This window comes from Stenotrophomonas sp. ZAC14D2_NAIMI4_6 (assembly GCF_003086875.1).
GTDB lineage: Bacteria > Pseudomonadota > Gammaproteobacteria > Xanthomonadales > Xanthomonadaceae > Stenotrophomonas.
In genome coordinates this window covers 3825917-3840017 of record NZ_CP025996.1, presented here as the reverse complement: position 1 = coordinate 3840017, position 14101 = coordinate 3825917, and the positions used below count along the sequence as shown (strand labels likewise).

Here is a 14101-nt window from a genome sequence, read left to right as displayed (position 1 = left end):
TCGGATCTCCAGTCCGCTCAATGCATTGGCTGTTTCGGGCGTAGGTCGCGTTGCCCGAGCCTGTCGCAATTAGCAATTGAGCCGCCTACGCTTCATTTCCCACAGTCCTCCGCAGGTGCTCAACACACCTTCGTAGGCAGATGGCATGCCGCAATAGCAGGCTGTCCAAGGTCAAATCGCATCACTCGCCATCCCGGTGAGCTGGAAGGTTTCTGGCCGGGTGGCGCGCAGCCATAGAAGACCCCGAAAGGGGGAAAGCTGCGGGCGGCCCTACGACCGTGTTGAAGCGCCCGGTCGCCTCTCTCAACAGGAGGCGGAAAAGGTTCGACGAATCGTAGGAGAGTGGAGATGGCCAAGAAAGAAACGCCCGTTGAAGGGGCTGGGCGGGGTATCGGTCAGGTGGCGTGCGACTTCCCGCCGCTGCTGGACTGGCAGGATGTGATGCGGGACGAGCTTGAGGATCGCTGGGGCTTTGCCCGGCGGGCGACGTTCGCGTTGCTGACGCAGTCTGGGGCGGGATTGATTGAGGGATTTGGTGGGGAGAATCGGCCGGGGTTGGACGGCGCTGGAAGCGCCGTGGCCCTGTTCCGCGAGCATCTACGGCAGATGCAAAGGTACGCGGAGGCTGCTGAAGATCGGCTGCGGCAGGTGGCAAAGGTGCTTGCCGTTGATGACTGAGTAGCGAGGTAAGGGCGGGCTCCACTACACTGTGGCGCTGCGCAGGGCCTATAGCTCAACGGTTAGAGCAGGGGACTCATAATCCCTTGGTTCCAGGTTCGAATCCTGGTGGGCCCACCATCGAATCAGGCACTTAGGATCAACCCCAGTGCCTTTGCCGTCAAGCCAGCACCCACCGGTGACCGCTCGGTGACCGATTGAGTGCTTGACCGCAGCCGGCTCGCCTTCCGTGATTGAACAAGATTCGACCAAAGTCGAACATCCGTAGCGATAGCCAAGCTGGCACTGGTAGCACTGTCCGGTGCTATGTTCTCGCTTCCTAAGGAGAGTCATGGCATGGAACACATCAGCATTCCGGAAATCCTTGATCAAGTAGCTAGGGGCCAGATTCGCGTTCCCGCATTTCAGCGCGGGTATGTGTGGGAGGCAGATAGAGTCGCCTACTTGATGGATTCAATCTACAAGAAGTATCCATTCGGCACCCTCTTGTTCTGGCGAACCAAAGAAAAGCTGACAGTGGAGCGCGATCTTGGGCCTTTCAAATTGCCAGAGCCGAAAGAAGATTATCCTGTTGATTACGTGCTCGATGGTCAACAAAGAATAACCTCGATCTTTGGGACCTTTCAGACCAGCCTGCCGCCAGGCAGCAGTCCAACGTGGACTGACATCTACTTCGACACCGAGGCCGTTGATAGCGCTCAGGACACACTTTTTGTTGCACTCTCACCTGCAGAAGCCGCGGGCACTCGATACTTCCCAATTCGTACCCTTTTCGATCCCGGTGCTTTCAGAAAGGCCACCAGCACCCTGCCAGATGACAAGGTGAGCAGGATCGATCTTGTCTATACGGTTTTCCAGCAGACACAGATCCCAGTTCAGGTTTCAAAGACGGAAGATAAGGCAACTGTTGCAATCATATTTGAGCGAGTGAATAGACAGGGTGTCGAGCTAGACACTTTGCAACTTTTGTCCGCGTGGACGTGGAGCGAGGATTTCCAACTTCAGGAATCTTTTAAGGATCTAGCTGAGGAACTTGCGCCATTTGGCTTCGAGGGGGTGGGTGGAGACAGTAATCTACTTTTGCGATGCTGTTCCGCTGTGTTGACTGGAGATGCCTCGCCAGAGGCTTTGATGAAACTTAACGGAAATAAAGTTCGTCAAGATTTCCAGACGGTTATGAACGGCGTCCGCTATGCGGTTGACTACGTGCGGTCAAACTTCTCCGCTGAAAGCATCGCCAACCTCCCATTCACCACAGCCCTCGTTCCCTTGTCTGTGTTCTTTGCTGTGCCTGGAAATAGTGAGGCAAGTGTTACTGATGCACAGCGAAAGCAAATCAATCAATGGTTCTGGCGTTCTGCTTTTACAAAGCGCTACAGTTCCGGTGTTCTACGTAGCCTCAATGCTGACATCGAAGAGATGCGACTTCTGAGGGAAAATGGTTCAAGTAATCTTGGGAACTTCACTGCAGATGTGAAGAAAGATTTCTTCCTCGAGAATGCGTTCGGGATGGGTAATGTTAATACAAAAACATTTATCTTGATGCTTGCAAGTAAGAGGCCGCTGTCGTTTAAATCAGGTGTATCTGTAGATCTATCAAAGACGCTAAAGGCTGCTAATCGTGCTGAATTTCATCACTTGATGCCGAAGGCATTTCTTCGTTCGACTAAGCAGGATTCTTACAGTGAAGGAGTGCTGGCAAACTACGCCTTCCTGTCTAGGGCTGACAATCGTGACTTAGGGGGGGCAGCGCCATCGGTGTATAGGGCTAAGATGCCAAAGGAGCATTCTGCGATTCTGGAAAGGGCTCTGGTGCCGTCAAGCCTTTTCGACGACGACTACGCAAATTTCATCGTTCGACGGGCTCAGTTGCTTACGGACTATGCCCGAGACTTGTGCAATTTGCTTCCCTTCCCGCCCGCCGCCGCGATACCTGCCCCTTTGATCTAAACAGTCAAGACATTGCGTTAGGGCCGGCGGTCGTAAGATGGCCGGCTATGAGCATAATGCAATTCGTTGCTATTTTAAGGTCCTTTGATCGAAATCTGATATTGATTCGAACTCTGAACTTCAATTGTGGTGGCGTTTTGATGCTATCCATTTCTGAATATCGCTTTGATGCCAGCGAGATCCACTGCCGATTTTGTACCTGCAAGAGAACGCTCCCTTTTCCATCTCGCGATAGATGTAGATCTTCTTCATTCCAGTCTGTGCTTCGACTTGTTCGAGTTTCAGCAGGACTTCGGGGATGTTTTCAGCTGCGCCCGTGACTGGTCTCCGTTGCTTGGCGCTCTCAAGAAACAAGCGCAACACGTGATCTGAACTCGGCGATCTCTTTGTCCATCATTTCGGCGGGCGTTCTCCAGTCCAGCGTCTGTCGCGGACGCGTGTTCATGAGCATCGCAACGTGAATTCGGTGCTCCTGGCTCGCCCTCGACAGATCAATGCCCTTGGGCAGGAACTGCCGAAGCAGTCCGTTGGTGTTCTCATTGCTGCCGCGCTGCCACGACGCGTGTGGGTCAGCAAACCACACGCCGATGTCCAAGCGGTCCATCAGCTCTGGGTAGCACGTCAGCTCCGTGCATCGATCGTAAGTCAAACTCGTGCGCATGGATTCAGGCAGCTTTTTCAGCTGCCGACTGAAGCCCTCCAGTGCCGCTTCCGCTGTGCAGCCGTCCATCTTGCAGAGGATCACAAAGCGCGTCTTTCGTTCGACCAGCGTCCGAACGCAGGAGTGGTTGAAAGCACCGTTGATCAGGTCGCCTTCCCAGTGAACCGGAATCAGTCGCCTCTGCACTTCTTCCGGGCGATGCACAATGCGCAGCTGCTCAGGAACCCATGTCCGCTTGGCTGTCGTCGTGCGGCGTAGCCTTCGCGTCGGCTTACTCTGCCGAAGGGCTTCCACCAGCTCTTTCTTCAGCCCTCCACGCGGCTGGGCATGGATGCTGGCGCAAATAGTCTCGTGGCTTACGCGCTGGCTGGAATCGTCTGGGTGCATGGCGCGAAGCTTGGCAGCAATCTGCTGGGGCGACCAGCGATACAGCACCAAGTGATCACGGACGAACTGAAAGCGCTCGCTGCCCTCGATCAGTCGGCGGCGCCGAACAGAGCGTAGTCGACGGACACGATAGTCTCTGCCGGCCTCGGTGGCGCTGTACGCTCCAGCTTCTTGCCGGCCAACTCGCGGCTCAGGGTCGAAGGGCTCCGCCCCAAGCGCCTGGCGATGGGGCGCATGCTCTAGCCATCCTAGATATCGATCTGGACAACAGCGCGTTCTTTCGCGCTCAAATGCTTGTAATGCCTGCACATGCTGACAGCCTACTCGTTAGTGGGTGTTGCACTTGGAGATTGAGTCTAAGCGGCGTTCGCCCTTGATTAATCTGAGGGACCAAGGTAACGTCGGACCCATGGCGCACCTCACCAGGTGTTTAACTTCCGCCTACTGATTGAGACGGAATTTCAAGGTTAGCTAATGCCGCTGTGCGCACGTTACGTTATTCGCGATGTCGCACGTTGTAAGGGTGAAAACGGTGAGGTGCGTCATATATGGATATCGGCAGCCTGCGTTGTGCTTATGATTACGACAAGTTGGGGACCTTGTTTGGTGTCCCAGGTGCTGCACTCAAGAAAAATCTGTATAGCTCTCGTGGCTATACTGATTTCACTATTCCTAAAAAGTCTGGTGGAGTTCGTCTCATTTCTGCGCCGGGGCGACTAAGGAAGCAACTCCAGCGCAAGTTGCTGCCCGTTTTGGATGATGTTTATAAAATGGGCCCCGCTGTGCACGGCTTTGCTAAAGGTCGGAGCGTTAGAACTAATGCTCTGCCTCATGAATCCAAGGGTTTGGTGATCAATTTTGATCTAAAAGATTTTTTTCCATCCATCAGTTTTCAGCGCATACGCGGTGTCTTTTTGGGGCATCCATTTCGACTTGACTGGACAGTTGCTAACATCCTCGCGCAGATGTGTTCTCTTGATGGAGTGATGCCTGCTGGCGCTCCGACCTCCCCAGTTCTTTCAAATATCATTTGCGCGAAGCTGGATAAGAGGCTCTCAGCCCTGGCGGCTCGGCTCGGTGGGACGTATACCCGCTATGCCGATGACCTGACATTCTCGTTTGATAGGCCTCTAGCGAAGCTTAGCAGTATTGCTATGATCGATGAGGAGGGTAAGCCTGCTGTAGGGGCGTCAGTATCAGAGATTGTCACGTCCGAGGGATTTGCGATAAATGTGGAGAAGTTCCGTATTGCTGCCAAGGGGAGTCGTAAGGCTGTTACGGGACTGGTCGTCAATGAACGTGTGAATGTGAAGCGGTCGTGGTATTTGAAGCTTGAATCAGCCATTTACGCTGTCGAGAAGTTTGGACTCAATCCTGTTGCGGCGAAGATGTTTCCTCAGGAAGAGGTGCCTGGTGTCGCTCCCGCCAGGCTTCTTCGCCAGCTTCATGGAAAAATCTCGTATCTCAGGATGATCCGCGGCAAAGGCGATTGGCTTGCTGCTGAAATGGCTCATCGCTTCAACACGCTTCATGGAAATGTTCGATTGAGAGTTCCAAGCGTAGAGATGATCAGTAATCCGAATCGCCAAGTCCGTGGCGTCCACATCGTGGTCGCATATGCTGCTGCTGTTCCAGTGTTCGATCCGACTGAGGAACAGGGCACTGCTTTCACTACTCCGTCCGGACTCTTGGTAACAGCTGCACATGTCCTAGAGCATGAGGACACGAAGACGTTGCTACCGTTTGTGTACGTGATGAACGAGCGGAAGCTCTCTTTGGTTGCCTGTGATGTACTGGCTGTTGATTGGGACAGAGATATCGCCATTCTCCGCGTGCGAGATGACAAGAATCGTGTCAGTGCAGAACGTTCTCGCTATGGACTTGGCCAAGATCCTCACCAGGGGGAGACCCTCATCAGTATTGGTTATCCGGACTACGCGCGGGGGCAGCATGGCTCCGCTTTTGAAACGCCAGTTACAAAACTTTTCAAGATAAAAGTACCTGGTGGGCAAGAAATTCTAAAGGCGAGAGTGGGTGGTCCAATCCAAGGCGGTATGAGCGGAGGGCCAGCAATCGATTCAAACTTTGATGTTCGAGGAGTGATACTCAAAGGGGTGGCCAACCCTGGTGGTGTACCTGAGATTATTGCCATCAGTGAGGTCCGCAGGGTCGCTCAAGCGAACGGGCTTAACCTTTGAGAAGTCTTTTTAGCAATTCCCGGATCTACTTGCTTCTGCACATCTCTGATGCACATATATAGTTGTCAAGCGGCGTCCCAAAGCGCGTCGTTCCTACGTTAACCAAGATTACCGCAGTCGCCGCGAACCTTGCCGCATTCGCCCGACTGCGGTAAGGAACCTTACCGCAGTTGCAGCGGGAACCAGACTTAGGCCACAGTAGCTACCGTGGGCGAGGTTCCAACCAACCCGCACTCAACGGCCGCAGGCCTGGACTCGGGAGGTCCAGTGACCTGCGGTTCGTGGTTCTTGGGGGTCAGAAGCCCAACCATTGAACAGAGCGACGCCCCGATGCCTGCCAGCACCGGGGCGCCGCCGCAGTACACGCGTTTCAGTCGCGTGCCATTGGCATAAGCCCTGCCGCTCTCCGAAGCGCGCGGGCAGTTTTCTTAACGAATGTCGCAACAGCTGAGACTTGACCACAAAGATCCTATTCCCTTGGCCGGTCCAAACAGAGCCAGCTTCCAGGCAACAATGCTCTTGCATTCGAGTGCCAGAACCACCTTTCGCCAGCGATTGAGTCCAGTTGGGGCCTCACTGCCGCTGTCGAGCGCGCGAATAGCGTGCCGCGCGACAGATTGTCGGCAGCTGCAGCAGAGGCAGTTCTTTCAGTGCCACTCGGCTTCTGCACCTGTGCGGAAGCTTGGGCGGCAATTGAGCCGGACGGAATTGTCAACGCAAGCAACCGTGCCTTCGCGTGGAAATACTGAGCCAGAAAGCTCGCAGAGGCAGCGACCGAGCCCGACGACATTAGCTTTCTGTCTTCGTTGATTCTAGACGACACGGTTCGAGGTACACACACCGCTGCAAGGCGTGCTCTCCGGGTCATCGATGCCACAAAGTTCGGTCCCTCAATGCCGCTGAGCACTTAGACCATCGTATATTTCGTTGACAGTACAGAAGTGCGCCTAAGCGCTCGTTCCCACCCAAAGACGTTGAGCACTTGTCGTGCTGCTAAGTGCCTCTTCGTCTAGCGGAAGCTTGAAATACCCGTAGGCATAGAAGTAGGCAGCAAGGCGATGATTTCCATCTAGCACCTGGAGGCCATCGTGCCCTGAAAGCAGCACAGGGGGAGCTGGTAGGCTGCCATGTCTGCGTAGGTGAGCCAGGATACTGTTGAAGCGGTCAGACAGATCTGGGATCGAAACACTGTACAAATTCGTTTGCTTCGCAACTGCGGCAAGAGTCATCTCTACTGAGATATCCCTATAGTCAGGGCGGAGCTCGTGGATCGAGATGTGTCGATGCTCTTCCTGCCAACTGATCTCGCGCAGCTCAGCTATCGTGCGAAGTCCCAACAGGTATCGCCAGCGACCGGCTGGAGCGCTATCGATGTGGTCAGCGGGCGGCCAACCCTCCGACTTTGCGTACGGCATCAGCCAGTCGCCCAGGATTTCGTCTGGGAAGTTTGGAAGCCAGGCCTTCAGATCCTCCACTTCTATCTCGTTCATATGCTCTTGTGCCCTTGCGCCCAAAGTCATTTGGATTCCTGTCTCTAGTGTAAAGCCCACATCGGCGCAGATCTGGGAGGCCAGGTTCGTGCGGCAGCATCTTGCTATGACCTGTGAGGGCAATCTCGTGGCGACGCGCATCCGCTGGAGTACAGCGAGGACTTTACGAACAACCAAAGAACATCTTTTGGCGGTAGCTTTAGCGGTAACAGTATGGTGGCGATATCATATTGATGTGTGTATTCAAAGGCTTGGATTCGCAATGTGGCTCCTGGTGGGCCCACCAACGCCTTCATCGCCAGCCAGACTTCAATACTACGCTCACATCCCCAGCGCCACGCTCAGGCCTCTGCAAGGAGGCTCCCCGTGGCACCCACCATCCGCATCGCGTCCTCTTCCGACCTCCCGCAGGTCGCTGCGCTCTTCAACGACTACCGGCAGTTCTACGAACAGCCTGCCGACCTTGAACTGGCCACGACTTTCATGCGCGAGCGGTTGCAGGCCGGCGATTCACTGGTGCTGGTAATCGAATCCGAAGAACACGGAATCGTTGGGTTTACCCAGCTGTACCCGCTGTTCGATTCAGTAAGCGCGCAGCGCAGTTTCATTCTGTACGACCTGTATATCGCGCAGTCGGCACGTCGCCAGGGTTTGGCCCGTGCGTTGATGATCGCGGCAACCGACGAGGCACGTCGGCGTGGCGCGGGGCGCCTGGAACTGCAGACCGGCCGCAGCAACCTGCCTGCGCAGCGGCTGTATGAAGGCCTGGGGTGGCAGCGTGACGACGCCTTCTTCGTCTACGCCATTCACCCATAGGGCGCGCCGGGCGTCGGGTGTCCTGTAAACCCAGCTTGACACCCACCCCGCCACAGTAGACCTTTCCCCCCCATGACTATCGATATCGAATCGCTCAGCCTGCGCGAGCTGGGCGCCCTGGTGGCTGCGGCTGAACAGCGCAAGGCCCTGATCACCTCCCGTCGCCCGGCCGCCGCCGTGCGCCGCCTGCTGAAGGCCGCTGCTGCCGAAGCCGGTTACACCATCGAAGAGCTGTTCGGTGACGATGCAGACGCCGCGCCCGCGCCGGCCCGCAAGACCACCCGCCGCAAGTCCGGCAAGGTGGCGCCCAAATACCGCGATCCCGAATACAAGCGCCTGACCTGGACCGGCCGCGGGCGCATGCCGCGCTGGCTGGCGGCCAAGGTGTCCAAGGGCCATAAGGTCACCGATTTCCTGATTCCCGGGCTGGCCAAGCCGACGGCGGGCAAGACCAGCACCATCGGCAAGCGCACCGTCATCAAGAAGGCCTGAGGCCGGCGTCCCACTCCCGCATGCGGAGTGGGACCGCCTTCGCATTCCTTAACTGGATCGATCTAATATGCTCCATCCATCCAGCACGGGAGCGCACGGCATGGCGTTGGGGAAGTGGATGATGGCCGCCTGCATGGCGGTGGCACTGGCGTCGGGCGCGCAGGCCGCGCCACCGGCCACCTCGGGTAATCCGATCCTGCAGGGCTGGTATGCCGACCCGGAAGCGGCCGTGTTCGGCAGCCGCTACTGGATCTTTCCGACCACCTCGGCCGTGTACGAAGCGCAGACCACCTTCGATGCGTTCTCGTCGCCCGATCTGCTGCACTGGACCAAGCATGCCGACGTCCTGAACGCCAAGGCGGTGCCGTGGGCCACGCGCGCCATGTGGGCGCCGTCGGTGGTGGAAAACAATGGCAAGTACTACTTCTTCTTCGCTGCCAACGACATCAAGACCGATAGCGAGCTGGGTGGCATTGGCGTGGCCGTGGCTGACCGCCCGGAAGGTCCCTACAAGGATCTGCTGGGCAAGCCGCTGGTGGGCGCGTTCCATAATGGCGCCCAGCCCATCGACCAGTTCGTGTTCAAGGATGACGATGGCGCCTGGTACATGATCTACGGCGGCTGGAAGCACGCCAATATCGTGCGCCTGAAGGACGATTTCACCGGCGTGCTGCCGCTGGCCGATGGCACGGTGTTCAAGGAAATCACCCCGGCTCCGGAATACGTGGAGGGCCCGCTGATGTTCAAGCGCGGCGGCCGCTATTACTTCATGTGGTCCGAAGGCGGCTGGGGCAGCCCGGATTATTCGGTGTCCTATGCCATTGCCGATGCGCCGACGGGGCCGTTCAAGCGCGTCGGCAAGATCCTGCAGCAGGATGAAGCCATCGCCACCAGCGCTGGCCACAACTCGGTGATCCAGGTGCCGGGCACCGACCGCTGGTACATCGTCTACCACCGTCGCCCCCACGGTGACAGCGCCCGCGACCACCGGGTGACCGCCATCGAGCGCATGCAATTCGATGCGCAGGGCCACATCCTGCCGGTGAAGATCACCCATGAGGGCGTGGCGGCCGATCCACTGCGCTGAGGCGGGCCGAGCGGCAGGCCATCAGGCGTTCTGGAACACTGCCAGCTGCGCGGCGAACGCGCGCTGGTAGGCCGGTCGTGCCGTCGCACGCGCCACGTAGGCGGCCAGCAACGGGAATTCATCGACGATGCCGCTGCGCTTCAGGCGCAGCAGCACCGACACCATCAACAGATCGGCGGCGCTGAAGCTGCCCTCCAGCCAGGGGCCATCGCCCAGCCGTGCCGACAGCTCGCCCAGTCGCCGCCGCACGCGCTCATCCAGCATCACCAGCCGCTGCGCATACCAGGGTTGTTCGCGTTCCAACACCCAGGCCAGCGAGCGCTCGACAATCGGCGGCTCCACCGTATTCAACGCGGCGAACATCCACATGATCGCGCGCATGCGTGCGTTGCCATCGGGCGGCAGCAGGCCGGGATATAGTTCGGCCAGGTGCAGGATGATCGCGCCGGATTCGAACAGCACCAGGTCGCCGTCTTCATAGGTGGGAATCTGCCCGAACGGATGGCGCGCGCGATGCGCCGGTTCCTTCATTTCAGCGAAGCTCAGCAGGCGTACGTCGTAGGCCTGGCCTAGTTCTTCCAGTGCCCAGCGCACGCGCATGTCGCGGGCCAGGCCCTGGCCACGGTCGGGGGAGGTGGCAAAGGCGGTGATGGTCGGTTGCATGCTGCTGCTCCTGCAGGGAAACGGGCTGCGTTACCTGTTCCGACGAACGACGGGGCCGACATTCGACAGGCCGGCCCCATCGGCTGGATGTGTTTCGGCAGCAACTGCTTCCGCGCAGGCAACATGGCGTCCCCGCCGACGGGTCTACTGGCGCATCCATGGGTTTTCTACGCTGGTTTCGCACGGCTACCTGCCGTGTTGCGCGCCAGCTCGCTGCTGTTGCCCGCCCGCCAACTCTGTGGAGATCCGCTCATGTTCAGTCTGGAAAATACTGCCGCCCCCATCGCTCCCGCACTCGATGAACTGGTGCCCTCGCGCTACGCCCTGAACGTGGGCGATGTCGAAGTGCTGGTGATCAGCGATGGCGTCCTGCCGCTGCCCACGCAGATGCTGGGCCACAACGCGCCTGCAGCGGACCGCGACGAATGGTTCGACGAGATGTACCTGCCGCACGATGCCTTCGATTGGGCGTTGAACGTGATGGTGGTGCACAGCGGGGATCGCACCATCCTGATCGACGCCGGCCTAGGCATGGACCCGGACTTGCAGTTGCCGCGTGCCGGCCAGTTGATCCGCCGCCTGGCTGCGGCGGGTATCGATCTGGGCGGGATTACCGATGTGGTGATCACCCACATGCACATGGACCACATCGGCGGCCTGCTGGTGGACGGAGTGAAAGAACAGCTTCGCCCGGACCTGAAGATCCACATTGCAGCGGCCGAAGTGGAATTCTGGAAGTCGCCGGACTTTGCCCGCACCAACATGCCGCAGGGCTTCCCCGATGCACTGCGGGCCACGGCCAAGCAGTTCTGGGCCGAGTACAGCGGCCTGGTGCACACCTTCCAGGACGAGCAGCAGATCGCGCCGGGTGTGGTGGCGCGCCGCACCGGCGGGCACACGCCCGGGCATTGCGTGGTGCGCGTGGCATCGGCTGGCCAGGCGCTGACCTTCGCCGGCGATGCAGTGTTTGCAGTGGGCTTCGATCAGCCGAACTGGCACAACGGCTTCGAGCACGATCCGGAAGAATCGGCGCGCGTGCGCATTGCCCTGCTGGACCAGTTGGCCGGCAGTGGCGAAATGCTGGTGGCCACCCACCTGCCGTTCCCGTCGGTGGGCCGGGTTTCACGCGATGGCCAGGCCTACCGCTGGGTGCCGGTGTTCTGGGATTTCTGAGCGGCCACGGCAGCACATCGATCCAATACGGTCGATCAAGTTTTACGGACCATTCGTCACCGATGCGCCCGGTTCCGGGCGCACAGTAGCGCCTGTCCAACCACCCAAGACGAGGTTCCCCCATGAAATTTGCTACCCGTACCCTGGCCGCCGCCGTGCTGGCCCTGTCCGTGCAGGCCGGCGTGTCCGCCCAGGCGGCCGAGCCGGCCAAGCCGGCCGCGGTCACCAGCATTGCCCGCACCGCCAGCTACATCACCACCGCCGATGGCGTGCAGCTGTACTACAAGGATTGGGGCCCGAAGGACGGCCCGGTCGTCACCTTCAGCCACGGCTGGCCGCTGAACTCGGACAGCTGGGAATCGCAGATGATCTTCCTGGCCAACCACGGTTACCGCGTGATCGCGCACGACCGTCGTGGCCACGGCCGTTCCAGCCAGCCCTGGGATGGCAACGACATGGATCATTACGCCGATGACCTGGCCACGGTGATCAACACCCTGGACCTGCACGACGTGACCCTGGTGGGCTTCTCCACCGGCGGCGGCGAAGTGGCGCGCTACATCGGCCGCCATGGCACCGGGCGGGTGAAGAAGGCCGTGCTGATCAGCTCGGTGCCGCCGTTCATGCTGAAGACCGCCGACAACCCCAACGGTCTGCCGATCGAAGTGTTCGACGGTATCCGCAAGGCGCAGATGGAAAACCGCGCGCAGCTGTACAAGGACATTCCGTCGGGCCCGTTCTACGGCTTCAACCGCCCGGGCGCGAAGGTTTCCCAGGGCCTGATCGACGCCTGGTGGGCGCAGGGCATGCAGGGTGGTCACAAGAACACCTACGATTCGATCGCTGCATTCTCGGCCACCGACTTCCGCGCCGACCTGAAGAAGTTCGATGTGCCGACCCTGGTCATCCACGGTGATGACGACCAGATCGTGCCGATCGACATCTCCGGTCGCCAGTCGGCCAAGCTGATCAAGGGCGCCAAGCTGATCGTGTACCCGGGTGCGCCGCACGGCCTGACCGACACCCACAAGGACAAGGTCAACCAGGACCTGCTGGCCTTCCTGCAGCAGAAGTAAGTGCGAAGACGAAGGCCCCGGCAATGCCGGGGCCTTCTGCGTGGCGGCTACTGGATGGCCAGCTGGCGGTCCAGATGCTGCAGTTTGTGCGGATTGCGCTGCACCAGGATCTGGATGATCTGCTCGCCATCGGTATCGAAGGCCATGGCCGATTCCAGCACGCCGTCGAAGTAGCGCAGCAGGCCCAGCCGTCCATTGATCATCGTCGGCACCGTGCGCAGCTGGTCCTTGCGGCGCAGGTGCGGTGCGTACAGCAGCTGGGCGATCCGCGCGCCCCCCACCATCGGCTTGGGGAAACTGGTGACGATGCCGCCGCCGTCGCCGATCAGTTCGGCCGACTCGGCCATCAGTGCCTTCATGCTGGCGAAATCGCCGCTGGAAACTGCATCGGCAAAGCGTTGCATCAGCTTCTGGTGGACATGCTGCGGCACGTTGTAGCGGGGCCGCGCCTGGCGCAGCTGCAGGCGTGCACGGTGCACGATCTGCCGGCACGCCGCTTCGGTCTTGTCCAGGGTGCGGGCGACCACGGCGTAGTCCTGTTCGAACACATCGTGCAGCAGGAACGCGGCGCGCGCGTCCGGTGCCAGCCGCTCAAGCACGTTCAGGAAGGCCACGGACAGATCGCTGGCGGTTTCCATCACGTGTTCCGGGGTGGTCGATTCGTCGGTCAGCAGCGGCTCGGGCAGCCACATGCCCACGTAGTGCTCGCGACGGTGCCGGGCCAGGCGCAGGCCATCGATGGCGCGGCGCGTGGTAGTGGCCACCAGCCAGGCCTCGGCATTGTCGATCTGCGCTCTGTCGGCACCATGCCAGCGCAGCCAGACATCCTGTACCACGTCCTCGGCTTCATGCGCCGAGCCGAGCATGCGGTAGGCCACGCCGAACAGGCGCGGGCGAAGCTGGGTGAAAAGGGCGGTCGAGTCGTCCATGCCAGCGCAGACGGGACAGTTCCCCGGATTGTGACACCCGGGGAGCTGTGCAGGGGGCTGGTTGGACGGGCGCGCTCAGTGCGGCGGCAGTACCGCCGGGGTGCCGATGTCCTTCAGCAGGAAGACCACGAACCTGGCTGGCTCGGTCTTGCTGGCGTTGCGGCCCACGGTGTGCAGGTCCTGCGGACCTTCATGGAAGGCCTCGCCGGGGCCGAGGGTGACTTCGCGGCCGCCGGCAACGCCCATCACGATGCGTCCCTGCAGCACGTAGACGAAGCCGTGGGCATCGTGCCGGTGCACCGGGTCGGCGCCGCCGGGCGGGTATTCCACGGTCAGGATCAGCGCCTCCTTGCCGGGGTAGTCGGGCAGGGGTTGGGTCATGACCTCGCGCACGACAGGTTCCGGCGCGGCCTTCTGGGCGGTGGGCGTGGCGGGGGCCGCCTGTGCCGAGGCCATCGACAGCAGGCCGCACAGTGCCAGGACAATAGGGGTTCGCATGGG

Annotated in this window: 13 protein-coding genes, 1 tRNA gene and 1 pseudogene; 9 read left to right on the top strand and 6 right to left on the bottom strand. The window is 59.6% G+C overall.

What is annotated here, in order from left to right; genetic code table 11:
* The first annotated feature begins 348 nt into the window (after window positions 1–348).
* The 3 genes from C1933_RS17460 to C1933_RS17450 all read left to right on the top strand — a co-directional run bounded on the left by C1933_RS17460 (window position 349) and on the right by C1933_RS17450 (window position 2628).
* Window positions 349–678 (top strand): hypothetical protein, encoded by a 330-nt coding sequence (locus C1933_RS17460; RefSeq protein WP_108754885.1) that lies wholly within the window; start codon window positions 349–351, stop codon window positions 676–678.
* Between the two features lie 44 nt (window positions 679–722).
* Window positions 723–798, top strand: a tRNA-Ile gene (locus C1933_RS17455).
* Between the two features lie 216 nt (window positions 799–1014).
* Window positions 1015–2628, top strand: a complete 1614-nt coding sequence (locus C1933_RS17450) for a DUF262 domain-containing protein (protein ID WP_108754884.1) — start codon at window positions 1015–1017, stop codon at window positions 2626–2628.
* A gap of 120 nt (window positions 2629–2748) precedes the next feature.
* On the opposite strand, the gene C1933_RS20160 is transcribed toward C1933_RS17450, so the two are convergent.
* Together C1933_RS20160 and C1933_RS17440 are read right to left on the bottom strand one after the other, a co-directional pair.
* A complete protein-coding gene (locus C1933_RS20160; RefSeq protein WP_159094014.1) occupies window positions 2749–2991 on the bottom strand; it encodes an AlpA family phage regulatory protein in 243 nt (80 codons plus the stop codon).
* A pseudogene (locus C1933_RS17440) lies at window positions 2972–3912 on the bottom strand (IS30 family transposase). Before C1933_RS17440 ends, C1933_RS20160 begins: the two are co-directional and overlap by 20 nt.
* A 312-nt stretch (window positions 3913–4224) precedes the next feature.
* On the opposite strand from C1933_RS17440, the gene C1933_RS17435 reads away from it, so the two are divergent.
* Entirely contained in the window at window positions 4225–5874 is a 1650-nt protein-coding gene (locus C1933_RS17435; RefSeq protein WP_108754268.1) for a reverse transcriptase domain-containing protein, read from the top strand.
* A gap of 947 nt (window positions 5875–6821) precedes the next feature.
* On the opposite strand, the gene C1933_RS17430 is transcribed toward C1933_RS17435, so the two are convergent.
* Window positions 6822–7364, bottom strand: coding sequence for a hypothetical protein (locus C1933_RS17430; RefSeq protein ID WP_108754267.1), 543 nt, complete (start codon window positions 7362–7364; stop codon window positions 6822–6824).
* Between the two features lie 366 nt (window positions 7365–7730).
* Between C1933_RS17430 and C1933_RS17425 the strand changes: the two genes are divergently transcribed.
* The 3 genes from C1933_RS17425 (at window position 7731) to C1933_RS17415 (ending at window position 9759) form a co-directional block, all read left to right on the top strand.
* Window positions 7731–8180: a GNAT family N-acetyltransferase gene (locus tag C1933_RS17425; protein WP_108754266.1), complete on the top strand. Its 450-nt coding sequence runs from the start codon at window positions 7731–7733 to the stop codon at window positions 8178–8180.
* Between the two features lie 72 nt (window positions 8181–8252).
* Window positions 8253–8672, top strand: coding sequence for an H-NS histone family protein (locus tag C1933_RS17420; protein ID WP_108754265.1), 420 nt, complete (start codon window positions 8253–8255; stop codon window positions 8670–8672).
* A 100-nt stretch (window positions 8673–8772) separates the two neighbouring features.
* A complete protein-coding gene (locus C1933_RS17415; protein WP_108754264.1) occupies window positions 8773–9759 on the top strand; it encodes a glycoside hydrolase family 43 protein in 987 nt (328 codons plus the stop codon).
* A gap of 21 nt (window positions 9760–9780) precedes the next feature.
* Here C1933_RS17415 and C1933_RS17410 read toward each other — a convergent pair whose 3' ends face one another.
* Window positions 9781–10422 carry a glutathione S-transferase family protein gene (locus C1933_RS17410; RefSeq protein WP_108754263.1) on the bottom strand — a complete coding sequence of 214 codons (642 nt, stop codon included), beginning with the start codon at window positions 10420–10422 and terminating at the stop codon, window positions 9781–9783.
* 252 nt (window positions 10423–10674) lie between these two features.
* Between C1933_RS17410 and C1933_RS17405 the strand changes: the two genes are divergently transcribed.
* Window positions 10675–11595, top strand: a complete 921-nt coding sequence (locus C1933_RS17405) for an MBL fold metallo-hydrolase (RefSeq protein ID WP_108754262.1) — start codon at window positions 10675–10677, stop codon at window positions 11593–11595.
* A 122-nt stretch (window positions 11596–11717) separates the two neighbouring features.
* On the top strand, window positions 11718–12671 hold the full coding sequence (locus tag C1933_RS17400; protein ID WP_108754261.1) for an alpha/beta hydrolase: 954 nt from the start codon (window positions 11718–11720) through the stop codon (window positions 12669–12671).
* Between the two features lie 47 nt (window positions 12672–12718).
* On the opposite strand, the gene C1933_RS17395 is transcribed toward C1933_RS17400, so the two are convergent.
* Window positions 12719–13600, bottom strand: a complete 882-nt coding sequence (locus C1933_RS17395; protein WP_108754260.1) for an RNA polymerase sigma-70 factor — start codon at window positions 13598–13600, stop codon at window positions 12719–12721.
* 75 nt (window positions 13601–13675) lie between these two features.
* Window positions 13676–14098 (bottom strand): cupin domain-containing protein, encoded by a 423-nt coding sequence (locus tag C1933_RS17390; protein ID WP_108754259.1) that lies wholly within the window; start codon window positions 14096–14098, stop codon window positions 13676–13678.
* Window positions 14099–14101: the final 3 nt, after the last annotated feature.

Bases quoted from the DNA above. Each gene is read 5' to 3' on its own strand.
- C1933_RS17435 (WP_108754268.1), top strand. From the start codon at position 4,225: ATGGATATCGGCAGCCTGCGTTGTGCTTATGATTACGACAAGTTGGGG.
- C1933_RS17395 (WP_108754260.1), bottom strand. From the start codon at position 13,600: ATGGACGACTCGACCGCCCTTTTCACCCAGCTTCGCCCGCGCCTGTTC.
- C1933_RS17430 (WP_108754267.1), bottom strand. From the start codon at position 7,364: ATGAACGAGATAGAAGTGGAGGATCTGAAGGCCTGGCTTCCAAACTTC.
- C1933_RS17420 (WP_108754265.1), top strand. From the start codon at position 8,253: ATGACTATCGATATCGAATCGCTCAGCCTGCGCGAGCTGGGCGCCCTG.
- C1933_RS17405 (WP_108754262.1), top strand. From the start codon at position 10,675: ATGTTCAGTCTGGAAAATACTGCCGCCCCCATCGCTCCCGCACTCGAT.
- C1933_RS17410 (WP_108754263.1), bottom strand. From the start codon at position 10,422: ATGCAACCGACCATCACCGCCTTTGCCACCTCCCCCGACCGTGGCCAG.
- C1933_RS17460 (WP_108754885.1), top strand. From the start codon at position 349: ATGGCCAAGAAAGAAACGCCCGTTGAAGGGGCTGGGCGGGGTATCGGT.
- C1933_RS17415 (WP_108754264.1), top strand. From the start codon at position 8,773: ATGGCGTTGGGGAAGTGGATGATGGCCGCCTGCATGGCGGTGGCACTG.
- C1933_RS17450 (WP_108754884.1), top strand. From the start codon at position 1,015: ATGGAACACATCAGCATTCCGGAAATCCTTGATCAAGTAGCTAGGGGC.
- C1933_RS17390 (WP_108754259.1), bottom strand. From the start codon at position 14,098: ATGCGAACCCCTATTGTCCTGGCACTGTGCGGCCTGCTGTCGATGGCC.
- C1933_RS17400 (WP_108754261.1), top strand. From the start codon at position 11,718: ATGAAATTTGCTACCCGTACCCTGGCCGCCGCCGTGCTGGCCCTGTCC.